The 24,931-nt window shown below is 29.2% G+C and carries 16 protein-coding genes; 15 read left to right on the top strand and 1 reads right to left on the bottom strand.

Annotation, left to right across the window (positions count from 1 at the left end; genetic code table 11):
- Position 1: 1 nt before the first annotated feature.
- Complete coding sequence (locus CLOPA_RS14390; protein WP_015616176.1) at positions 2-2,368, top strand: endonuclease MutS2; 2,367 nt, start codon at positions 2-4, stop codon at positions 2,366-2,368.
- Positions 2,369-2,520: 152 nt separating this feature from the next.
- Here CLOPA_RS14390 and CLOPA_RS14385 read toward each other — a convergent pair whose 3' ends face one another.
- Entirely contained in the window at positions 2,521-3,984 is a 1,464-nt protein-coding gene (locus CLOPA_RS14385; RefSeq protein ID WP_015616175.1) for an aminotransferase class I/II-fold pyridoxal phosphate-dependent enzyme, read from the bottom strand.
- A gap of 210 nt (positions 3,985-4,194) precedes the next feature.
- Between CLOPA_RS14385 and CLOPA_RS14380 the strand changes: the two genes are divergently transcribed.
- From CLOPA_RS14380 to CLOPA_RS14315, 14 genes are all read left to right on the top strand, one after another.
- On the top strand, positions 4,195-4,818 hold the full coding sequence (locus tag CLOPA_RS14380; protein ID WP_015616174.1) for a 50S ribosomal protein L25: 624 nt from the start codon (positions 4,195-4,197) through the stop codon (positions 4,816-4,818).
- Between the two features lie 228 nt (positions 4,819-5,046).
- Positions 5,047-6,780, top strand: a complete 1,734-nt coding sequence (locus CLOPA_RS14375) for a phospho-sugar mutase (RefSeq protein WP_015616173.1) — start codon at positions 5,047-5,049, stop codon at positions 6,778-6,780.
- 490 nt (positions 6,781-7,270) lie between these two features.
- Positions 7,271-8,341, top strand: coding sequence for a tetratricopeptide repeat protein (locus tag CLOPA_RS14370; protein WP_015616172.1), 1,071 nt, complete (start codon positions 7,271-7,273; stop codon positions 8,339-8,341).
- 403 nt (positions 8,342-8,744) lie between these two features.
- Positions 8,745-9,650, top strand: coding sequence for a UTP--glucose-1-phosphate uridylyltransferase GalU (gene galU / locus CLOPA_RS14365; RefSeq protein WP_015616171.1), 906 nt, complete (start codon positions 8,745-8,747; stop codon positions 9,648-9,650).
- A 172-nt stretch (positions 9,651-9,822) separates the two neighbouring features.
- Entirely contained in the window at positions 9,823-12,312 is a 2,490-nt protein-coding gene (locus CLOPA_RS25660; RefSeq protein ID WP_015616170.1) for an Ig-like domain-containing protein, read from the top strand.
- 269 nt (positions 12,313-12,581) lie between these two features.
- Positions 12,582-13,451, top strand: coding sequence for a glucose-1-phosphate thymidylyltransferase RfbA (gene rfbA / locus CLOPA_RS14355; RefSeq protein WP_015616169.1), 870 nt, complete (start codon positions 12,582-12,584; stop codon positions 13,449-13,451).
- Between the two features lie 14 nt (positions 13,452-13,465).
- A complete protein-coding gene (rfbB, locus tag CLOPA_RS14350) occupies positions 13,466-14,521 on the top strand; it encodes a dTDP-glucose 4,6-dehydratase (RefSeq protein ID WP_015616168.1) in 1,056 nt (351 codons plus the stop codon).
- 12 nt (positions 14,522-14,533) lie between these two features.
- Positions 14,534-15,091, top strand: a complete 558-nt coding sequence (gene rfbC, locus CLOPA_RS14345) for a dTDP-4-dehydrorhamnose 3,5-epimerase (protein WP_015616167.1) — start codon at positions 14,534-14,536, stop codon at positions 15,089-15,091.
- Positions 15,092-15,318: 227 nt separating this feature from the next.
- Complete coding sequence (locus CLOPA_RS14340) at positions 15,319-16,713, top strand: sugar transferase (RefSeq protein ID WP_015616166.1); 1,395 nt, start codon at positions 15,319-15,321, stop codon at positions 16,711-16,713.
- Between the two features lie 75 nt (positions 16,714-16,788).
- On the top strand, positions 16,789-17,580 hold the full coding sequence (locus CLOPA_RS14335; RefSeq protein ID WP_242834198.1) for an ABC transporter permease: 792 nt from the start codon (positions 16,789-16,791) through the stop codon (positions 17,578-17,580).
- Positions 17,581-17,618: 38 nt separating this feature from the next.
- Positions 17,619-18,905: an ABC transporter ATP-binding protein gene (locus CLOPA_RS14330; protein WP_015616164.1), complete on the top strand. Its 1,287-nt coding sequence runs from the start codon at positions 17,619-17,621 to the stop codon at positions 18,903-18,905.
- 36 nt (positions 18,906-18,941) lie between these two features.
- Positions 18,942-21,992 carry a glycosyltransferase gene (locus tag CLOPA_RS14325; RefSeq protein WP_015616163.1) on the top strand — a complete coding sequence of 1,017 codons (3,051 nt, stop codon included), beginning with the start codon at positions 18,942-18,944 and terminating at the stop codon, positions 21,990-21,992.
- Positions 21,993-22,012: 20 nt separating this feature from the next.
- Positions 22,013-23,332: a glycosyltransferase gene (locus tag CLOPA_RS14320; RefSeq protein WP_015616162.1), complete on the top strand. Its 1,320-nt coding sequence runs from the start codon at positions 22,013-22,015 to the stop codon at positions 23,330-23,332.
- Between the two features lie 210 nt (positions 23,333-23,542).
- Positions 23,543-24,916 carry a DUF2142 domain-containing protein gene (locus CLOPA_RS14315; protein ID WP_015616161.1) on the top strand — a complete coding sequence of 458 codons (1,374 nt, stop codon included), beginning with the start codon at positions 23,543-23,545 and terminating at the stop codon, positions 24,914-24,916.
- Positions 24,917-24,931 lie beyond the last annotated feature (15 nt).

Below are 24,931 nucleotides of genomic sequence, written 5' to 3'. Positions count from 1 at the left end.
ATTGAACGAAAAGGCCTTAAGAGTTTTGGAGTACCACAAAATTAAAGAAGAAATAAAAAAGTACACTCAGACCAGTGCGGCTAAGGAGATTATAGATAAGCTAAAGCCTTATGAAAATATATTTGAAATGAAGGAACATTTAGAAGAAACAGAAGAGGCTTTTAAGCTTCTCACTAAAAAAGGCTCTGCGCCATTTGAAGGAGCTTATGATGCAAGAGATGGAATAAGTAGGGCAGGTAAAGGGTCTACACTTATGCCTGTACAGCTTTTAAAAATAGCTAATATACAAAAATGTGCAAGAAGATTTAAGGAGTATGTAGCTCATAATGAGGAGGAAGAAAGCTTTCCGGTAATAGAAGATATATGTGAGGGAATTGTACCTTTAAGGACACTGGAAAATGCTATATTCAATGCCATCATAGGAGAAGAAGAGATATCAGATAGGGCAAGTACTGCACTGTTCAATATAAGAAAGTCTCTTAGGGATAAAATAGCCTCTGTAAAAAATAAAGTTAACTCTCTTGTAAGGGCTTATTCAAATTTTCTTCAAGAAAATATTTATACTATTAGAGGTGACAGATATGTTATTCCTGTAAAGGCTGAATATAAAGCACAGGTTCCTGGACTTGTACATGACCAAAGCTCTTCCGGGGCCACTTTGTTTATTGAGCCTATGGGCCTTGTAAATTTAAATAATGAGATAAAAGAAATCATGCTTAAAGAAAAGGCAGAGATAAATAGAATACTTGAGGAATTATCACAAAAAATTTATGAGAATATAGTACTGGTAGAAAATAATGCAAAGATTGTCTACGAGCTTGATTTCATATTTGCAAAGGCAAAATACGCCAGTGAAATAAATGCTATACGTCCAGGAGTCAACGACAATGGAATAATTGATATAGTTCAGGGAAGACATCCTCTAATAAATCCGGAACAAGTGGTAGCACTAGATGTATATTTAGGTCGTGAATTTACATCTTTAGTAGTAACGGGGCCAAACACAGGTGGAAAAACAGTCACTCTTAAAGCTGTAGGACTTCTAGAGCTTATGGCTATGAGCGGCATACTTATACCAGCAAGAGAGAATTCCACTGTAAGCTTCTTTAAGGAGGTATTTGCAGATATTGGCGATGAGCAGAGCATTGAACAAAGTCTATCTACTTTTTCATCTCATATGACCAATATAGTTCATATTATGGGAAAAGCGGATTCCAGTTCCCTGGTACTTTTTGATGAACTAGGAGCAGGTACAGATCCTACAGAAGGAGCAGCATTGGCGGTATCTATTCTTGAGAATTTAAGAAGTAGAAAGACAAAACTGGTGGCTACAACTCATTACAGTGAGCTTAAGGCTTACGCACTAAAAACCGAGGGTGTTGAAAATGCTTCTGTAGAATTTGATGTAGAAACTTTAAGACCTACCTATAGGTTATTAATTGGAATACCGGGAAAATCCAATGCCTTTGAAATTTCCAAAAGGTTGGGACTTCCAGATTATATAATTGATGAAGCTAGAAAGGGTATTTCAAATGATACACTTAAATTTGAAGATCTTATTCAAACTCTTCAGGAGAGAAGTATAAAAGCTGAGGAAAATGCCAGAAAATCAGAAATGTTAAAGCTTGAAGCAGAGAAATTCAAAGAAAAATATGAAGAAAAGCTTTATTCCTTGAATTCTGCTAGAGAGAAAGTCATAAGTGAGGGAAGAAGGGAAGCTAAAAATATTATTGCTGAGGCTAAAGAAGAGGCAGATGAGATATTAAAAAATATAAGAGAACTGGAGAGAATGGGTTATTCTTCAGAAACAAGGGCAAAGCTTGAAAAAGAAAGAATGAGACTTAAGGAAAGTCTCGATAATGTGGAAGAAAACCCATATGGCGATTTACAAAAGCATAAGGGATTAGCTAGTGTAAAAGAAGGAGAAGAAGTATATATACCTTCCTTGAATATGAAAGGTATTGTGCTTTCACAGCCAGATAGTAAGGGAGAAGTACAAATACAAGCTGGCATAATGAAGATAAATGTAAAGCTTGAAAACCTTACAAAGGGAAAAGAGAATAATGAAAGTAATAAAGAATTAAAAAAGATAAGGAAAAGAGAAGCTAAATTAAATTTAAGGCAGGTTGATTCCTCTATTGATCTGAGAGGAATGGATGGAGAAGAGGCAATGTATAGTGTAGATAAATATCTAGATGAAGCTTATGTTGCTGGACTTAAATCTGTAACGGTAATTCATGGCAAGGGTACGGGAGTACTTAGAAATGTCATCACTGACATGTTAAAAAGGCATCACCATATTAAAAGCTATAGACTTGGAAATTATGGCGAAGGTGGCGCTGGTGTGACTGTAGTGGAGTTGAAATAAAAAAGCACTATCAAGTTTATTCTCTAAATAAATTTGGTAGTGTTTATTTTTAGCAATTTACCCCAGGGGTGTAAGTTTTTTAGATTTTTAATCCTAGAGCTTTTTTCGTAGCATAGCCAAGAAAAAGCATCCTTATTAATTATTAATTTAAATTACACCTTAACTACTTTTATTACTTCAACTTCTGGATCTTCCGTTCCTTGAACGTAAAGGCCTGTAGCCTTAAGTCGTCTTACATAGTCTACTATTTCTTTAGTTATGATTTCTCCAGGACAGAGTACAGGAATGCCTGGTGGATAAGCCATTAAAAATTCTCCGCTTATCATTCCTATGCTTTCATTTATTGGAACAGGAACTTTAGTACTATTAAAGGCCTCTCTAGGAATTAAAATTTGCTCTGGTATAGGAGGGATATCAATGAAGTCTGATTTTTTATCTCCTTTTCCATAATACTTTTTACTTATTTCCTTTAAAATCTTTATCAAATAATCCATATTTTCCTTTGTATCTCCAAATGATCCTACTATTAAGACATTATATAAATCGGATAATTCCATTTGAATATGATATTCATCAGAAAGAATCATATCTAAGTCATAACCTGTAATGCCTAGATCTCTACAGGTTATAGTTACCTTTGTAGGATCGAAGGCATAGGCTCCATTATCTTGAAGAATTTCTTTTCCAAAGCAATAAAATCCAGGAATCTTATTTATTTCATTTCTAGTGTAAGTACAGAGATCTATTGCATAATCAAGAAGCTCTTTACCTTGTGTAGCTATCTGCCTTCTGGCACAATCGAGGGATGCCATTAAAATATAAGAAGGTGAAGTAGTCTGCATTATATTTAAAATTTGTTGAACTCTGTGCATATCTATTCTATCTGAACATACGTGAAGCAGTGAACACTGAGTTAGTGCCCCTATTATTTTGTGAGTACTTTGAGCACACATATCTGCTCCTGCATTTATGGCAGATATAGGCAATCTATCATTAAATCCAAGATGTGGACCGTGAGCTTCATCAACTATTAATGGTATATTGTAGCTGTGAACGATTTTTGCAATTTTTTTTATGTCCGTGGCTACACCATAATAAGTAGGATTAATTATTAAAACAGCTTTTGCATCAGGATTTTCTTTTAGGGTTTCTTCCACAGTCTCAGGTGAAACTCCGTGAGCAATACCTACCTCTTTGTCAAGCTCCGGCTGCATATATACAGGGACAGCTCCGCTTAAAATAATGCCACCTGTAACTGACTTATGGACATTCCTTGGTATAAGTATCTTATCATTATTACTTACTACAGACATAATCATAGCTTCTATAGCTCCAGAAGTACCATGGACAGATATATAGGCTGCTTTTGATCCATAGGCATCTGCAGCTAGTTCCTGAGCTTTTTTTATTGGGCCGGTAGGATGATGAAGACTATCCACTAATTTGAACACTGTAACATCAATTTTAAAAGGATTTTCACCCATGAACTTTTTAAATTCTTCGTCCATACCTTGACCTTTTTTATGACCAGGTACATGAAAGGGAATAGTATTTCTATTTACGTATTCCATTAGCGCATTAAAAAGAGGAGTTTCATTTTGATTAAGTTTATACAACTTTACATAGCACCTTCTTTCAATAAATACAGTCTAAGTCTTTTAAAATAAGGCTTGACATAGGTCTTTTTAAACAATACTTATTATAGTTTAAAGGTTATCCAAATGCAATAAAAATTAATGATAAATGATAATAATTTTTAAATAAGCAATAGATGTATAATTAGCAAAATATATGTCAATAATAGGATAATATAGGGAGGGATATTTATGGAATTAATTAATGCAAATATTAGGAATAAATCTGTTAATCATGCTGCAAAGAAAAATAGAAAAAGTGGTTTAGTACCAGGAATATTATATGGAAAGAATATAGAAAATACTTTGTTTGAAATAGGCGAAATGGAACTGCAAAGAGAGGTTGCCTGTAATGGTGAACATGGCATTCTAAATATAAATATAGATGGTAAAAAGCATAAGACTCTTATTAAGGAAATACAGAAGGATTCAGTAAAACATAAAATTTTACATATTGATTTGGAAGAATTGTCCGAGAACAGTAAATTAGTTACTGAAGTACCACTGACTTTCAAGGGAGAAGACAGTATAAGAAAGTTTGGGGGCATACTTCAAAAATCAAAGGATAGTGTAAAAATAAGATGTGAAGCAGACAATTTACCTAGGAATATAAATGTAGATATATCAAATTTGAGTTTTGGTGATTCACTGAGAGTAGCCGATATTGAAGCAAGTTCAGAAATATCTATTATAGATGATCTTAATAGTATAGTACTCACTGTTACTGGTGCAAGTGGCGGGGATATACCAGATGAAAGTGGTGAAGGTGAGGAAGATACAGAAAATCATAGCGAGGTTCCTTCTACAAGTGTATAAATAATAAGAAATGAAGAAAATTTTATAGTTATTTCGGTCATGTTAATAAATCCCTATTGAGAAATTAATAGAGATTTATTAATTTTTTTGTTTAAAATTGTAAATTGCTAATAATAAGCTTTCATATTTTTAAGAGAGTATATAAGGACTAGAATAGGTTTAAATATATATTCTATTTTATGGATTTTATAGTATAATAAGAATATGAAATATATAGGAGGTTATAGCATGACATTTAAAGAAAATTATGAACACTGGTTAAAATCAGAGTATATTGATGAAAATACTAAAGAAGAATTGACGGGTGTAAAAAATGAAAAAGAAATAGAAGATAGGTTTTATAGAGACTTAGAATTCGGTACAGGAGGACTTAGAGGAGTTATTGCAGCGGGAAGCAATAGAATGAATATATATACTGTAGGTAAAGCCACTCAGGGACTTGCCGATTATTTAAATAAAAACTATACAGGAGAAATTTCTGTTAGCATAGCTTATGATTCAAGGAATATGTCAAAGGAATTTTCTGAAAGATCAGCATCGGTTTTATGTGCTAATGGAATTACAGTGAATCTGTTTGAATCCCTAAGACCAACTCCAGTACTTTCTTATACAGTTAGGCATTTAAAAAGTAAAGCTGGAATAGTAGTAACAGCATCCCATAATCCTAAGCAGTATAACGGTTACAAAGTCTATGACGAGGATGGTGGTCAGGTAACTGATAAAGCAGCTAAAGAAATATTGGATTGTATTAGTGCTATAAGTGAATTTAAGAATGTTAAAACTATGGACTTAGAAAAAGCAAAAGAGGATAAGCTTTTAAATATAATTGGTGAAGAAGTAGATAAAACTTACATTGATAAGGTTAAAGCTCTTACTATAAGAGAAGAATTAGTAAGAAATAGTGCTAAAGATTTAAAAATAATATATACACCTATCCATGGTTCTGGAAATATACCTATAAGAAGAGTACTCAGTGAACTAGGCTATGACAATGTATTTGTAGTAAAAGAGCAGGAATTGCCTGATGGTAATTTTCCAACTGCTTCTTATCCAAATCCAGAGCAACCTTCAGTATTTGAACTAGCATTAAAATTAGCTAAAGAAGTAAATCCTGACGTAATTTTTGGTACTGATCCTGATTGTGATAGAATTGGGGTAGTGGTAAAGGATAAAGAGGGAGAATATAGAGTACTAACTGGTAATCAAACAGGTGTACTTTTAACACATTATATTGTCTCATCTTTAAAGGAGCTTAATAAATTACCGGAAAATGGAACGGTTATAAAAACTATAGTTACTTCTGAAATGACAAGAAGGATAACAGAAGATTTTAATGTTGAACTTATAGACGTGCTTACTGGTTTTAAATATATAGGAGAAAAGATAAAGGAATTTGAAAAAACTGGATCAAATACATACCTGTTTGGATTTGAAGAGAGTTATGGATGCCTTGCTGGAACTTTTGTTAGAGATAAAGATGCAGTAATAGGAGCTACCTTAATATGTGAAATGGCATTATATTATAAGAATAAAGGTTTAAGTTTGTATGATGCTTTAATAGATCTTTATAAAAGATATGGTTTTTATAAAGAAAGTTTAGTATCTTTAGAGCTTAAAGGTAAAGAGGGTCAGGAAAAGATTCAAAAAGCTTTAGAAAATTTAAGACATTCTATGGAAGATAATGTGGCAGAAGTAAAAATAGTAAAGAGTTTTGATTATAAATTAAGTATAGAAAAGGATATAATAAATAATTCACAAAGCGATATAAAACTTCCAAAGTCTAATGTGCTTAAATTTATATTAGAAGATGGATCTTGGTTTGTTGTGAGACCATCAGGAACAGAACCAAAGATGAAAGTGTACATGGCCGTAGTTGGCAAGGACCTTTCAGATGCTGATAGAAAATCTGATGATTTTAATAAGGCTGTTATGGAAATAATAAACAATGCATGTAATAACTAACATAAATCTTAATTTAGCGAATAATTTATGTGGAATTTTTTAAGCTAAATTAGTGAAGAGATTATTGTTGTGAGTCATTAGTATAATTGAACATTATATAGTAATTAGTATATAAAGGGGTTGTCTCACGATGTATATCTATGTATTGTGAGACAGCTTTTTAACTATTCTAATGTTAAATTAAAATATGATTTTTAATAAATAAATGAGGCTGTTCTCAAATTCAATGAATATTTATTCCTTTCAAGACAGCCCCTTTAAATTTTCTTTGAGTTTTAATATAATAATTTATATAAGGCATCTTTAAAGTAGTGATTTTTTATCCGATGGCTAGCCCCTCTAATACTCCCATCTGTTTCAAAGTGGGAGTATTAGAGGGACTGCGGCCCTGGATAACGATTTACCCTAAAGGACAACGATTTCTAAGTATCATAAATTCCAATACTAAGAACTCTGTTTATGCCTAATTATTTTACTGGACGGTGAAAGTATGGAAACAAAACTTAATTTTACAGAAAAAGTATCTAAACTTATTTTTTTAGAATTTAAAAAAGAAAGCATTCCAAGAATATTTAAAATAGAGGTAAATGAAAATTTATATTTACCTGTTAGACCTCTGAGAGTAGCAGATAAGGTTAAAAATAATGAAAAATTTGAAAAAATACCTGTTTCATTCTTTATTGAAGGAATGTTCTATGTACTTGGTGGAGATGAAAATTTTAAATTTAATCATATATATATTGATATATTAAATTCAAATAAAGAAGAAGCTGTTGAATACATAAAGGGTATTGTCTTTGAAGAAGTGAAAAAAAGCTCTTATGAGGATGCCTATATACTGCTTAAAGGACTTCTGGAAATTGAAAGAAATGTGGAAAATTATGATAAAATAATTATGATTTTAGAAGAACTCAGAAAAATTGATAAGAATTTTCAGCAAGAAGAACTATCTATATTAGATCAGGCAGAAAAGCTTCAGGGATATTATAAAGTTTATTTTAACAAAGCAGTAATATATTATGAACAAGAAAAATATGAAGATGCTTGGTTTTATATTAGTACCTATATAGAGAAAGGCAAGGATAATTCTAAGAATGTTCTGGAATTAAAACATATACTTTCTAACATAAGACAGTATGATAAGGGAAAAGCATTAGTATATGATAAACCAAAAGAAGCACTAATGTATCTTATACCTCTGTTAGATGAATTTTCTAACGATGCCATATTAAATTTTAACATAGCTGTAGCCTATAGAGTACTAGGTAACTACGAGAAAGCCATTTACTATCTAAATGAGTCTGTAGCCATTGATAGCAGCATAGTTGAAGTTATAAATGAGTTAGGATTAAATTATGCTGCTCTCAATAATTATGACATTGCCATAAAATATTTGAGGAAAGCTTTTGAAGCTACCAAATCTATAGAAGTTTGTACTAATCTTATAATGTGTTATCTGAATAATGGTGACACAAAGCAGGCAAAACTTCACTTTGATATTGCAAAGAAGATTAATCCTAAGGATGAAATAGTGCTTCAATTGAGCAAAGTTCTAGAGTAATAAGATTAATGGGCTAGTTTAGAGTCATCAAAATTGTTGACAATACTTAATTTTCTCGTAAAAATTCTATTATAAATGAATAAATATCAATGATTATAAAAATTACTTAACGAATATAAGCTTGAAATGATTCGCATAATATGGCAATCTGTAGTAATAATGAAAATATTGTATGCTATGAAATTAAAATTTAAGTATCTTATAATTGTAAAGTGTATAAAGGCAATATATAATAAGTATTAGTGGTATATGTAAAAGTAGAAAATAGTAAATTTCTTTAATGGGTATATTTACCATTAAAGAAGATAACAAATTCTGATGAAATGTTTGTAAAAATTTCTATTAATGTAGTATGCTGAATACTTATTAATTTAAAAATGTAAAGGTGTGGAGGAGAGATTTTATGAAAGTAAAAAAAGCCATAATACCAGCAGCGGGCCTCGGAACAAGGTTTTTGCCAGCAACAAAGGCACAGCCTAAAGAGATGCTTCCAATAGTGGATAAACCAACTATACAATACATAATTGAAGAAGCAGTTTCTTCTGGTATAGAAGAAATTCTTATAATAACAGGCAGGAATAAAAGAGCTATAGAAGATCATTTTGATAAATCTGTAGAACTTGAAAAAGAGCTAGAAAATCATGGTAAAAATGAACTTTTAAGTATAGTAAAAGACATATCCAATATGGCAAATATTTACTACATAAGACAAAAAGAGCCTAAAGGTCTAGGGCATGCTATTAATTGTGCAAAAACTTTTGTTGGAAATGAGCCTTTTGCTGTTATGCTGGGAGATGATGTAGTTGACAGTAAAGTTCCATGTTTAAAACAGCTTATGGATTGTTATGATGAGTATAAGACTACAATTCTTGGAGTACAACAAGTAGCTCATAAAGATGTATCAAAATACGGAATTGTTGATGCCATGCATATAGAAAATTCAGTTTACAAGGTTAAAAATTTAATAGAAAAACCAAAAACTGAAGAAGCACCTACAGATATAGCGATATTGGGAAGGTATATTATTACACCACAAATTTTTGATATATTAAGTAAAACAAAGCCTGGAAAAGGTGGAGAAATTCAACTTACAGATGCTTTAAAAATTCTTATGCACTCAGAAGCTATGTATGCATATACCTTTGAAGGAAAAAGATATGATGTAGGAGACAAATTGGGATTCTTAAAGGCTACAGTTGAATTTGCATTAAAGAGAGATGAACTTAAAGAACCTTTTGTAAAATATTTATTGACTTTAAGGGATAATCCTGTTTTTAAGGATTTGTATGATAGGAATATGGTTAAATAAAATTATTTTCATCTTCTTATCTGTATATAGAAATGGCATGAAAAAAATAAAATGTTTGTGACATTTATTATACAGATAAAATGTTAGTAAAATTTTATTGCTTTATTTATGTAATCAGGCTATAAAATTTTTACATAAAAATACGAATAATATATTGAAAGGAGGTGAAAAAGTGAGTTTTGTAAGAAATAAGAAGATATCTACTTTTATGATTTTTGTATTGATAATTATCTCCTCTATTTTAAATTTTTATAAAACACCTAAAATTTACGCGGGTTCATTGCCTTCACTAATATGCATAGATACACCTCAAAACAATTCAAATACTAATCAAAATCAGATAAATGTAGTGGGTTGGTCGTTGGATGGAAGTGGAATAGGTAAAGTACAGGTATATGTAGATGATGCATATAATGGAGATGCAAAAATAGGTTTATGGAGGCCAGACGTAAATAATGCATTTCCAGGGTATTTAGGAGGAACAACTAGTGGATATAGCTATTCGTTGGACTTAACGGGAGTTAAAAGTGGTGCACATACAATAATGGTAAAAAGTATAGGTAAAAATGGGACAACTATACAGCAAAGTGTTACAATAAATAAAACACTGCCGCCATCGTATATGGCTATAGATAATCCATTAAATAACATCGATGTTAAAAATCAAAACAATACAAATATAGTAGGTTGGTCACTAGACCCAAGTGGAATAAGTAAAGTACAGGTATATGTAGATGATGCATACAGCGGGGATGCAAAAATAGGTTTATGGAGGCCAGATGTAAATAATGCATTTCCAGGGTATTTAGGAGGAACAACTAGTGGATATAGCTATTCGTTGGACTTAACGGGAGTTAAAAGTGGTACACATACAATAATGGTAAAGAGTGTAGGTAAAAATGGGGCAACTATACAGCAAAGTGTTAGAATAAATAAAACACCGCCACCATCGTATATGGCTATAGATAATCCATTAAATAACATCGATGTTAAAAATCAAAACAATACAAATATAGTAGGTTGGTCACTAGACCCAAGTGGAATAAGTAAAGTACAGGTATATGTAGATGATGCATACAAAGGGGATGCAGAAATAGGTTTATGGAGACCGGACGTAAATAATGCATTTCCAGGGTATTCAGGAGGAACAACTAGTGGATATAACTATGCTTTAAATTTGTTAGATATTTCAGATGGTAACCATACACTATTAATTAAGAGCGTAGGTAAAAGCGGAACAGTTATACAGCAAAGTGTTAAATTTAATAAAATAACATCACCGTCAATAATGTGTGTAGATAATCCAGCAGCCTACTCATTTATAAAAAATGATCAATTTAATATATCCGGTTGGTCGTTAAATGCATATGGAGTAAAAAATGTGCAAGTATATTTTGATAATATATACCAAGGAGATGCAAGCATAGGTATTTCAAGACCGGATGTAAATAATGCGTTTCCAGGTTATACTGGTGGTATTAATAGTGGGTTCAATTACAATTTAAATACATCAATTTCAGAAGGCGTACATACAATAATCGTAAAAAGTACTGGGAATGATGGAACTACTATGCAGCAAAATATTTCAATATACAAATTATCTGATAATGAACAGACTTTATCTCCTATAGTGGCGATAGATACTCCTTCAAATAATATGTTTATAAAAAGTGAAAGTGGTAGTTTGAATGTAGGAGGATGGTCAATAAATGCTTTTGGAGTAAAAAAAGTACAAATATATGTAGATAATGCATATATGAGTGATGTGACTACTGGCGTTTTAAGACCAGATGTAAGAAATGTATATCCAAATTATCTAGGAGTTAGTAATAGTGGCTATAGTTATAATTTAAACCTATCATCAATTTCAGATGGAGTCCATACAATAACTGTAAAGAGTACAGGAAATGGAGGAGTAATTGCACAACAAAGTGTTAGGGTATATAAATTTTCTAGTGGTAATCAGTTTGGTACAAGTTATAATTTATTACTTTCAGATATGGTAAATACTCAAATAAATTATGGACAACCAGTTATGGAATCAGGTAATAATTGGGTAAATGCAGATAGAAATACTGTTCAACATTATGTAGATCCAATGAATTTTATGGATACTTATGGAGTTTATCAATTTTTAAGACTTGATTATATACAAGGTGTTACAGTAGATGATTTAAATAAAATACTTGCAGGAAAAGGTGTATTAGATGGAAAAGGAGCACAATTTCTTGCAGCTGCTCAGCAAAGCAATGTAAATCCAATATATCTTGTTTCACATGCATTACTGGAAACTGGCAATGGATATTCTAGATTGGCTACTGGAATAAATGTTAATGGACAAACAGTATATAATCTTTTTGGAATAGGTGCTTATGATTCAAATGCAAATTATTATGGTTCAGTTTATGCATATAACAAAGGATGGTTTAATGTAGATCAGGCAATTTATGGAGGAGCACAATGGATATCTGGTGATTTTATAAATAATAGTCAATATAAGCAAAATACTTTATACAAAATGAGATGGAATCCAGCTTCACCAGGAAATCACCAATATGCTACAGATGTTCGTTGGGCATACAATCAGGTTTATAATATCAAGAATCTTATAGATATGGTTGCAAATCCATCTTTAGAATTTGATATACCACAATATAAATAATTATTTTGGAATAAAAATTACTATTAATGTGATGCATTAATCAATCCATTTGTTGATTAATTGATAGTTTTTATTCTATACATAAAAAATAAGATGAATTTATTGAATAAATTCATCTTATTTTTTATGTGATTTACATAGAGTAAATTTTAAATATCTATAAATATTAATGTACATTGTATTTTAAAAATAGACAAATATTTTGCTTTGTTGTATAATAAATTTGTTTGTTTTAACATTTGTTACGCAAGTAAGGAGGAATTTACATAATGAAAGGAATTATTCTCGCAGGGGGCTCTGGTACTAGATTATACCCAATAACAAAAGCAGTATCAAAGCAAGTACTTCCTATTTATGATAAACCAATGATATATTATCCATTATCTGTATTAATGTTAGCTGAAATAACAGAAATACTTATAATTTCAACTCCAAGAGATATTGGAAGCTTTAAGGAATTACTTGGAGATGGTAGTCAGCTTGGATTAAATTTAAGTTATGCTGTTCAGGATGAACCTAGAGGGCTTGCAGATGCATTTATTGTGGGTGAAAAATTCATAGGAAATGACAGAATAGCATTGGTTCTAGGAGATAACATTTTTTATGGTTATGGATTTACAGAGAGATTAAAAAGGGCTGCAGCAAGAGAATTTGGGTCTACTATATTTGGATATCATGTAAGTAATCCAAGGGCTTTTGGTGTAGTAGAATTTGATGACAACAATAATGTTATTTCTATAGAAGAAAAACCTGAAAAGCCTAAGTCAAATTATGCAGTACCAGGATTATATTTCTATGATAACGATGTGGTTGAAATAGCTAAAAATATAAAGCCTTCTGATAGAGGGGAAATTGAAATAACTGCAGTTAATAATGAATATTTAAGAAGAGGTACTTTAAAGGTAGAATTATTCGGAAGGGGAATGGCTTGGCTTGATACAGGTACTCATAGAGGTCTTTTAGATGCAGCAAATTTTGTAGAAGCAATACAAACAAGACAGGGACTTTTTGTAGCCTGTATAGAAGAAATTGCATACAGAAACAAATTTATTAATAGTGATCAAGTTAGAAAATTGGCAGAACCATTAATGAAGACAGAATACGGAAAGTATCTAATTTCCTTAATCGAAGATAAATAGTAGGGGGCAAAAAAATGAAAACATATTTAGTGACTGGTGGAGCTGGCTTTATTGGTTCAAATTTTGTACACTATATGCTGAATAAGTATAAGAATATAAAATTAATTAATATAGATAAGCTTACATATGCTGGCAATTTAGAAAATTTAAAAGAGGTAGAGAATAATTCTAATTATACTTTTGTCCAGGGGGATATTTGTGATAAAGAAGTTGTAGAAAATATATTTAAAGAAAATGATATAGATTACGTAGTTAATTTTGCAGCTGAATCACATGTAGATAGAAGTATAAGGGAACCTGAACTATTTGCTAAGACAAATGTACTAGGTACTGTAAATCTACTAAATATTGCAAAACAATATTGGGAAACTGAAAATGGATTCAAAGCAGGCAAGAAATATCTTCAGGTATCAACGGATGAAGTATATGGATCTTTAGGGGAAACTGGATATTTTACAGAGATAACTCCTTTAGATTCTCACAGCCCTTACTCCTCCAGTAAAGCTGGTGCAGATTTAATGGTTAAGGCATATTATGATACCTTTAAAATGCCAATAAATATAACAAGATGTTCAAATAACTATGGGCCTTATCAATTTCCAGAAAAATTAATTCCACTTATAGTAAACAATTGTCTGGCTAAGAGAGAGCTACCTATTTATGGTGACGGTTTAAATATTAGAGATTGGCTGTATGTGGAAGATCACTGCAAGGCAATTGATATGGTAATAAACAATGGAAAACTTGGAGAAGTATATAATGTAGGTGGACATAATGAAAGAACAAATATTTACATTGTAAAGACTATAATAGAATACGTTGGCAATAATATAGATAGTACTGTAACAGAAAACTTAATAAAATATGTAGAAGATAGAAAAGGCCATGATAGAAGATATGGCATAGATCCAACTAAAATTAAAGAAGAATTGGGTTGGGAACCGGAAACTACATTTGAGGTTGGAATTAAGAAGACAATTAAATGGTATTTAGATAACAAACAATGGATGGATAACATAACATCCGGTCAATACCAAAACTACTATGAAAAAATGTATGGAAATAACTAAGGGGTGATTTCAGTGGGAAAATTTAATTTTCAGAAAACAGAAATTGAAGGAGTGTACATAATAGAACCTCAAGTATTTGGAGATAACAGAGGATATTTTATGGAAACTTACAATGAAGATGAATTTAAGGAAGCTGGCTTAGGCATGGCATTTGTACAGGATAATCAGTCTAAATCTAAAAAAGGTGTTTTAAGAGGATTACATTTTCAGACGCAGCACTCTCAGGGAAAATTAGTCAGAGTGATAAACGGTGAGGTATTTGACGTAGCAGTAGATTTAAGAGAGAATTCTAAAACTTATGGTAAGTGGGTTGGAGTAAAACTCAGTGATGAAAATAAAAAACAATTTTATATTCCAGAAGGCTTTGCCCATGGATTTTTAGTTCTTTCTGATGAAGCAGAATTTGTTTATAAATGTACAGATTTATATCATCCAGAATTCGAAGGTGGAATTGCTTGGAATGATCCAGAAATAGGAATAGAGTGGCCCACAGAAGGTATTAAAGAATTAATATTCTCAGATAAAGATAAAAAATGGAAAACTTTAACTGAAAGCAAAATAAATTTTTAATTAAAATTTTAGGCTATACCACGAAGTTGTTTACGGTATGCCTTTAATTTTTATTATATCTTATTAATGTATTGACATTTACGAAAAATAATAAAAAGACATTTTAATGTAGAATTTCTATGAAATAGGACTATCGTAGAAACATAAAATGCAGTATAATATTGAAGTGGATTTACAGGACAAGAATATATTATTTAGCAATGCCTGATATAAGAGAGGTTGGTTATATGAAGAAAAAAGCATCACTTACTAATTTATATGAGTTACTATTTACAATTATAGATATTATACTTGTAATTTTAGCAATTTATCTTTCATATATGATTAAATTTAATTTTAACCCTCCAAGATTTAATTATGAACCATTTATTATAACTGCACCTTTTACTATAATAATATATTTGATATTTATGTACGTATATGGATTAGCAGATTTAATTAAGCAATCTATTAGTGAAATTGTTTATTCTGTATTTTTAACAATAATAATGTTATGTATATCAACTATGGCAGTAACATTTTTTTTAAGGGCATTTTCTTATCCAAGAATGGTTATTTTATATAGTTCAGTTATTCAGATTGTTTTATTAAGTATATGGAAGTCCTTTGTATGGAAAATAAAGAGAAATATGTATGGGAAAAAAGATGTTATTATAATTGGAAATGCAAATACAGAGCATGTGGCGAAGAAAATACTCCTAAAGCAAAGTGATTTATATAATATAAAATATATTTGTCATCCGGATTTTGATAATGTAGTTGATTTAATCAATAAAGTAGAGATTGTAATACTGTGTGATGATATTAAAAGTGAATTTAAAGATTATATACTTGATAAATGTTTAATTGAACAAAAAAGCATACTTATAGTGCCTGCCATGAGTGATTTAGCATTGCTAGGATCCAAATTAAATAAAATTGACGATCTTCCGCTGCTAAAGGCAAAGCCTCTATGTTTAACTGAAGAGGAAAAAGCTATAAAAAGGGTGCTGGATGTTATTTTAGCATTTGTAGGTATTGTAATTGCTTCTCCTTTTATGCTGCTTATAGCTATAAGCATAAAATTGTCAGATGGCGGTAATGTATTTTATAAGCAAGAAAGGGTTACAGAAGGTGGAAGAAATTTTAATGTTATAAAATTCAGATCTATGAAAATGAATGCAGAAAAATTATCTGGACCTGTACTTGCCACAGATGAAGACCCTAGAATTACAAAGATAGGTAAAGTAATTAGAGCTATACGAATGGATGAATTACCTCAGTTATTCAATATATTAAATGGTGACATGAGTATTGTTGGTCCTAGACCAGAAAGACCTTTTTATGTTGATAAATTTCAAAAGGAAATACCAGATTATAAATATAGAACAGTAGTAAAGGCTGGTTTAACGGGTCTTGCCCAGGTGCTTGGGAAATATAATACTACTCCAGAAGATAAAGTTAGATATGATATTATGTACATTAAAAATTATTCTATTTTATTAGATATAAAATTAATATTTCAAACTATTAAGATTATATTTTTAAAGGAAAGCACTGAGGGTGTGAAAGAAGAGACAAGTTTAGATGAAATTATTAAAGATAGAAAACTAGATATTAGAATATACAAAAAGATTGAATAAACATAAATAATAAGTTAGTATAAATTTAGTTTGATTTAAATATTAACAATTGAAGGTGATTTGGTGATAAAAAGTATGAAGGATTTTATTGGATATATTAAAGAAATATATGATTCAAAGGAATTGCTTATTAATTTAACGTCTAAAGAATTGAAATTAAAATATAGAAATTCAGTTTTAGGGTTTTTATGGTCCTTTTTAAATCCGATATTGATGTTATTTGTCTATACATTTGCATTTAAAGTTATTATGCAACAAAAGACACCACATTTTACTGTGTTTTTATTATGTGGATTGCTTCCATGGAATTTTTTTGCATCTGGAGTCATGGGAAGTACTACTTCAATAATAGGTAATGCAAATCTAATAAAAAAGGTTTACTTTCCAAGGGAAATAATTCCATTATCTATTATATTTTCGAATTTTGTTAATTTTGTTATAACTCTATTGATTTTATTTGTTGCAATAGTAGCAGAAGGGCTTCATGTTGGCATTCCTCTTATAATGCTACCTGTTGTTTTATTGCTAATATTAGGATTTACAATTGGATTATCTTTGATATTATCATCATTAAATGTTCTATACAGAGATATATCACATTTAGTTGAAGTAATATTTAATTTGTGGCTGTATCTTACACCTATTGTATATCCGTTAACACTTTTGAATAATCATATTTTATTTAAAAGACTAATTATGTTGAATCCAATGACGTTGATGGTAGAGAGTGTGAGGTCAATTTTGTATACTAATACATTTCCATACTATTTATACATATTAGTACTGTTTATAATTGATTTTGTTTTAATATTCTTTGGATTTAGATTGTTTAGAAAGATAGAAGTGGTGTTTGCAGAAGAAATATAAAATGTGAAGAAATTATAGAAAAAGGTGTTGAACATGATATGTCAGTTATAGAATTTAAAAATGTGACAAAACATTTTAAAATATATCAAAATAAGAATTATTCTTTAAAAGAAAAATTTTTAGCAAAAGTTTTGAATAGAGATAAAGTACAGGTACAAATTATTGATGTTCTAAAAGATGCATCGTTCAAAATTGAAAAGGGAGAAACTGTAGGTATAATTGGAGAAAATGGTACAGGAAAGAGTACTAGTCTTAAATTGATATCGAACATATTAAAACCCAATGCAGGAGAAATAATTGTAAATGGTAAAATTTCATCTTTATTAGAAATAGGTGTTGGATTTCAACCAGATTTGTCAGGAAGAGAAAATGTTTATATGTATGGATCTATTTTAGGATTAACTAAATTAGAAATAGATAAAAGATATGATGGCATTGTGGAATTTGCTGAACTTAGTAATTTTATGGATACTCCAGTTAAAAATTATTCTTCTGGTATGTATATGAGGTTGGCATTTTCCGTAGCAGTTAGCGTAGACCCAGATATACTTCTTGTAGATGAAGTGTTAGCTGTAGGTGATGCAAATTTTCAAAAAAAGTGTTTAGATAAAATTCAATCTTTCAAAGAACAGGGAAAGACTATTGTGTTTGTATCTCATGATATGGGTATTGTAAAAAAAATTTGTAATAGAGTTATTTTTATTAAAAAAGGTGGATTTGTTATTGAAGATACGCCAGACAGAATGATTGGATTATATATGAAACTTCTTTATTCATCTAGTGATGAAAAAGAGAGAATAAATAAAGAAATAGAAAGTGGCAAAGCTGAAAAGATAATTGAGAAATCTGATAATATAAATCTTGATATTCATGAAGCAAAAGAATTTTCAACAACTGGGAATAGAGATGGAAATAAGAAATTAGAAATTACGAAAGTATATTTTTCAGATAATGCTGGTATGGCTAGAAATGTATTCAATTCAGGAGAGGATATAAAGGTAAATCTAGAGATTAAGAAAAAGGAAAATGTAGAGGCGACTATTTTATATTTTGACGTATTTAGTGAAGAAGGATGGAGACTTTCATACCATAATTGCAATCAGGATGGAATACTTATTACTGATATAAAGAATAGTAATTTTATTAGTTTTGTAATACAAAACAATCCTTTTTTACATTCAAAATACTATATTTCTGTGGGTTTATGTGATGAAAATTGTGACGAAATTTACGATTATAGAAATAAACACTATTATTTTATAATAAATGAAGGTAATATAAAAGAAGAAGGTAAAGTACAACTTAAATGTGATTGGCGTTTGTAATAACATATGATATAGAGAAAGTGGTGTTAATATAGTATGGACGGAGATAAATCAATTAGTTTTATTATAGTAAATTACAATGGTAAAGATCATTTGAAAGAGTGTTTTTCTACACTGAATAAACTTAATTACCCTAAAGATAAACTAGAATTTATTATGGTGGATAATGGCTCTAAAGATGGATCGGTACAATTTGTGAAAAGTAAGTATAAAAATGTAAAAATAATAAAAAATTCAACAAATGAAGGTTTTGCAAAACCCAATAATGATGCTGCTAAGATTGCTAAAGGGGATTATATAGCATTAATTAATAATGATATGAAAGTAGATTCCAATTGGATTAATGATATGTTAGCAACTTTGCATCAATGTAAAGATGATAGCTATGTTTGTGTAGGAAGTAAAATACTTAATTGGGACGGAAGTAAACTTGATTTTGCTGGTGGTGGAATAAGTTTTTATGGACATGGATATCAAGATGATTTTGCTATGGATATAGAAGAGGCTAATAAAAAGTATAATGAAGATAGAGATTTAATGTTTGCTTGTGGCGGAGCCATGATTATAGACAGGAAAATTTTTCTTTCTATCGGTGGATTTGATGAGGATTATTTTGCCTATAATGAAGATGTTGATTTAGGATGGAGACTATGGTTATTAGGATATAAAGTAAGATTTTGTCATGAATCTATCTGTTATCATAAACATAATAGTACATCAAAAAAATTAAAGAAAATTAAGCTTGATGTTATTTCAAATAGAAATACATTATTTACAATCTATAAAAACTATTCAGAAGATAATGTTTATAGAATTTTATCAGCTTCATTATTAATAAAGTCATATAATACTGATATAGATACAGAAGATCAATTTGGAGAAAATAAAGATATGAAAATTCAATCAGAAGTTATGTTTGAATTTACAAATAAATTATCTAAAATGAAGTTAAAAAGAGAGTATATACAAAAAAATAGAAAAATTACAGATGGACAATTTATAGATAAATTTATGAATCGTGCTTATGATAATCAATTGCTAAAGTTTTTATATAGAAACAATTTATATAATAATACCATAGAAAATTTAATTACTTCATTAAATGTGGAAAAACAGTTTGGTAAAAGAAAAAATAATATGCTTATAATTTCTAGTGATAAAATTGGAAATAAAATGGCTGGACCTGGAATAAGATATTCAGAAATTGCCAAGCAATTATCTGCTATATGTTCAATAACACTTGCAGCACCTAATCAATGTGAATTAAATTTAAAACAGTATGATATAAATTCAGTTGAGTTTAGTATTAACAAAACAAAAGATTTAGTGGATGCATTTAGAACAACTGATATAGTTTTGATTCAAGGTGTTTGGTTAGAACTTATACCAGAATTAAAGCAGTATTGTAATGATAGAATAATTATTGTAGATCTATATGATCCATTTACAATAGAAAATTTAGAAGTACATAAAGCAAAAGATATGGATACCAGAAATCTTTTTAATAATAGTGACTTAAATGCATTACTGAATCAAATTAGATTAGGTGATTATTTTATATGCGCAAATGAAAAGCAAAAAGACTTTTGGATTGGAATGCTCTCTGCATTAAATAAAGTTAATCCAAAAGAATATGATTTATCAAATAAATTAAATAGACTTATTGGTTTAGTACCATTTGGAATTAGTGAAATTGATCCTGTCCATACTAGAGATGCTTTAAAAGAAAAAATTCCCGGATTGAAAGAAAATGATAAAGTATTCATATGGGGGGGGGGAGTTTGGAATTGGTTTGATCCACTATCATTAATTAGTGCAATAGGAGAAATTAGTAAAACTAGAGATGATATTAAATTATTTTTCTTAGGAGTAAAACATCCAAATCCAGATGTTCCCGAGATGGAGATGCTTGCGAAGGCCTTTCACTTATCGGAAGAATTAGGAATAAGAGACAAGTATGTAATCTTTAATATGGATTGGGTAGACTACAATGATAGGCAAAACTTTTTGTTAGAATCATATGCTGGAGTAAGCTGTCACTTTGATAATTTAGAAACAAGATTTTCATTTAGAACAAGAATTTTGGATTATTTATGGGCTAGTCTTCCAATTATAGCCACTGAGGGTGATTATTTTTCCCAGGAAGTATCCGACAAAAAACTGGGTATAGTTGTAAAATTCAAGGATGTTGAAAGCCTAAAAAATGCACTTATAAAAATTGCCGATGACAAAAACTTCTATGATGAATGTAAGAACAATATAAAAGAATATAGAGAACAATATAAATGGAATATAGTTACAAAGCCTCTTAAAGATTTTTGTAAAGATCCTATTAAAAAACAATCAGATATTATAATTAAATCCTATAGTAAAATAGCTGATATTAATCAAATAGTAAAAGATGACTTAGTAGGCCCTATTTATGATTTTACAAGAGTTGGGCAGAAATTTAAATGTAGATATCCAAATTTAACAAAAATACAATTAATGGTGGGTACATATGCAAGACAAAACGATCATAAGATATTTTTTAAATTATATGATACTCTAACTAATGGTTTAATTATAGAGAAGAAAATTGATGCATCGTTACTTGTAGATAATTCATGGCTTGACATAGAATTTGAACCGATTTTAAATTCAGAAGGAAGACAGTTTTACTTTTATATTAAAGCAGATGAGAATGCCAGTGAAGAAAATTCAATAACGGTATTTAGAAGTACTGAAGTCAAAGATAAAGGCTCTATGATGATTGATGGTTCACCAGTAGAAGGAAGTTTAACATATAGGACAGAATGTATATTTACAGATGAATCAATTGATGAAGAAAAAGGAATTATTATTTCAGATAATTACAGCTTACCATTAGATTCAGATGGTAAAGTAAGCAATAAGTATAATGAAAGCTTAAATTTGGGTAATATTAAGCATATGGAAAATTCTATAAGAGATATGCAAGAGCAAGTTAATAATGTATCTGCTAATGTATATAAATTAAATAAGTGGAAAAAAATGATAGATGCCAGGTTTAATAAATTAAAAAGATTTAATATCTTGGGATTTATAAGAAATAATTCCAATAAATAAAATTTAAGAGGTATTTATATATGAAAAAGGTATTATTAATCAGTCCAGATACTATAGCAAAAAAAATGACTGGACCAGGTATAAGATATTTCAACTTTGCAGTGGAGTTAAGTAAAAATTTTAATGTTACTTTATATATACCAAATAGTAAAACAGATTTTAATTTTCAAGGGCAAAAATTTAATCTAATAAAAGGGAATAAAGATAAACTTATAGTCAGTGCATACGACAGCGATTCCATAGTTGTACAGGGAATCGCTTTTAGGCTATATCCATTTCTTAAGAAAATAAAAAAACCTATAGTTGTTGATATATATGATCCAATTACACTTGAAAACCTTGAGTTAAGGAAATTTATTAGTTTAAAGGATAGGCTTACTTACCATGAAACAGATTTGGACTTAATTCTTGAACAACTTTCTTTAGGTGATTACTTTATATGTTCTAGTGAAAAGCAAAAGGACTATTGGCTTGGAATGCTTGCAGCTATAAATAGGGTAAATCCTATAACTTATAATGATAATATACAAATGAAAAAATTAATTGGAGTTGTACCATTTGGTTTTGATAATAAGGGACCTATAAAGACAAAGCAAGTACTAAAAGGAGTATGGCCCAATATTAACAAAGAGGATAAAGTTATAATATGGGGTGGAGGGATATGGAATTGGTTTGATCCATTAACACTTATTGAAGCTATGAATGTTATATGTAAAAAAAGAAAAGATATAAAACTGTTTTTTATGGGGATAGGACATCCAAACATGAAGTGTGATATAACAGTTGCAGAGGAATGTATAAAAAAATCTAAGGAATATGGTTTGTTTAATAAAAATATATTTTTTAATGATTGGGTAGAATATTCTGAAAGACAAAATTTTCTTATGGAAGCAGACTTAGGCGTAAGTACATATTTTAATAATTTAGAAACCAGATTTTCTTTCAGAACTCGAATTTTAGACTATTTATGGTGTGAATTACCTATGGCTTTAACTAGAGGTGATTATATGTCAGAATTAGTTGAGAGTAATAAATTAGGATTTTGTTATAATGAAGGAGAGTATGATGAATTGGCCTCTATTATAATTAAAATACTTGACGATAAAGAAATCTATAAATTGATGAAATTTAATATTAAAATGATAAAGGAACAATTTATGTGGAATAATGTAACTAAACCATTAATGGATTTTTGTTCGAACCCATATATATCAAGTGATAAAGTAAAGAAAGTAAAAATATTCTATAGTTCTAATGGCTTGATAAAATATTATTTAATAAGAATTAAGAGTAAAATTAAATCATTTATAAAGAAAATTATAAAATATAAACTTATTTAAAAAATATGACCAATTATAAATAGAAAAATCTTAGATACATACACAAAACTTTAAAATTATATTATGATTATCCCACAAAAAGTATATTTAATAAGAACTGACCACTATATATTGTGAAGAATCAATGTTCAAAATATTACAAATTGTATGATGGAAATTTATTTATAGCTTATTGTGGTTTAATCATATTATATTTAAGAAAGGTGAATTATGAATAGAATAAGTTTTAAATATTACCATATAAAATTAGAACATATATACGTTATTTTAAGTTTAATATTCGGCATTATATTTGTATTTATTAATGGACCATTTCAAGCTCCAGATGAATATAGTCATTTTTATAGGGCATATCAGATATCAAAAGGTAATTTAATATGTGAACATCATAATAATATGAATGGAGCATATGTGCCCAAAAGTTTAATTATGTCAAATCAAATTAAACTTTCAGAAGATATTCCATTTCATTCTGATAAAAAATTTAATATAAAAAACATAATGTTTGAATTGACACATGTGCAGTTAAATCCTAAAGATGAGATGTTTGTGGCTATTCCTAATACATCAGCATATGCACCTATTATGTATTTACCACAAAGTATGGGGATAGAAATTGGTAAAAAATTCAATTTATCACCACTAGCATTAATGTATCTAGGACGTTTATTTAATCTAATTTTTTCTACAACTATGATATATTTTTCAATGAAAAATATATCTAGTAAAAAAAGTCTTTTGTTTTTGTTTGGATTGATGCCAATGTTATTATATGAATCTGCATCGTTATCGGCTGATGGAGTAACAAATTGTTTATCTATTTTTACTATAAGCTATTTTATTAAATTATCTAAAAATGGAAATGAAGGATTAAAAGTTAAAGAAGTTCTTATAATGTTTTTGTTAATTTGTTTAGTGTCATTAACTAAACAGGTATATTTTTTATTTTCGTTATTATATTTTTTAATTCCAAAATATAAATTTAAAAGTAAAAAACAGCACCTAATTTTAGGATTTTTTATAATAATATTGTCAATATTAATTAATTTATTTTGGATGAATATTTCTGGTGCAAATCATGTCTTGTCTACAAATAGTAATGCTTCACCTAAAGATCAAGTAATTTATATATTACAGCATCCTATATTGTTTATTGAAATATTTGCTAGAACAATAACACTAAATGGAGAATTTTATTTAAAAAGTTTTATTGGTATTTTAGGTTGGCTAGATACTAAATTGCCAAATTATATAATCTATAGCTATGTAATAGTATTGATTGTAGCTTCATTAATTAATAATGAAAATGAAAAAATTAATTTTAAAAATAGAATTATATTATTATTATTATTTTTATCAATTGGTATTTTAGTTGTAACTGCGCTTTATATTACATATACATTAGTTGGTGGCTCAACTGTTGAAGGAGTACAAGGACGTTACTTTATTCCAATAGCGTTACTATTATTTTTAGCATTAGGTATTAAAAATATTAAAATAAAATATTTTAATGTTTTTTGTGTAATTTATGTTATATTAGTGTTAATTTCAACGCAAGTTATACTTTTTAATAGATTTTATTAATTATAAAATTATAAA

The organism is Clostridium pasteurianum BC1, from assembly GCF_000389635.1.
GTDB lineage: Bacteria > Bacillota > Clostridia > Clostridiales > Clostridiaceae > Clostridium_I > Clostridium_I pasteurianum_A.
The sequence above is the reverse complement of the archived record's forward strand: the minus strand, read 5'-3'. Positions and strand labels throughout refer to the sequence as shown.

Bases quoted from the DNA above. Each gene is read 5' to 3' on its own strand.
- CLOPA_RS14370 (WP_015616172.1), top strand. From the start codon at position 7,271: ATGGAAACAAAACTTAATTTTACAGAAAAAGTATCTAAACTTATTTTT.
- CLOPA_RS14335 (WP_242834198.1), top strand. From the start codon at position 16,789: ATGAAGGATTTTATTGGATATATTAAAGAAATATATGATTCAAAGGAA.
- CLOPA_RS14380 (WP_015616174.1), top strand. From the start codon at position 4,195: ATGGAATTAATTAATGCAAATATTAGGAATAAATCTGTTAATCATGCT.
- rfbA (WP_015616169.1), top strand. From the start codon at position 12,582: ATGAAAGGAATTATTCTCGCAGGGGGCTCTGGTACTAGATTATACCCA.
- CLOPA_RS14340 (WP_015616166.1), top strand. From the start codon at position 15,319: ATGAAGAAAAAAGCATCACTTACTAATTTATATGAGTTACTATTTACA.
- CLOPA_RS14315 (WP_015616161.1), top strand. From the start codon at position 23,543: ATGAATAGAATAAGTTTTAAATATTACCATATAAAATTAGAACATATA.
- CLOPA_RS14320 (WP_015616162.1), top strand. From the start codon at position 22,013: ATGAAAAAGGTATTATTAATCAGTCCAGATACTATAGCAAAAAAAATG.
- CLOPA_RS14375 (WP_015616173.1), top strand. From the start codon at position 5,047: ATGACATTTAAAGAAAATTATGAACACTGGTTAAAATCAGAGTATATT.
- galU (WP_015616171.1), top strand. From the start codon at position 8,745: ATGAAAGTAAAAAAAGCCATAATACCAGCAGCGGGCCTCGGAACAAGG.
- CLOPA_RS14325 (WP_015616163.1), top strand. From the start codon at position 18,942: ATGGACGGAGATAAATCAATTAGTTTTATTATAGTAAATTACAATGGT.
- CLOPA_RS14330 (WP_015616164.1), top strand. From the start codon at position 17,619: ATGTCAGTTATAGAATTTAAAAATGTGACAAAACATTTTAAAATATAT.
- rfbB (WP_015616168.1), top strand. From the start codon at position 13,466: ATGAAAACATATTTAGTGACTGGTGGAGCTGGCTTTATTGGTTCAAAT.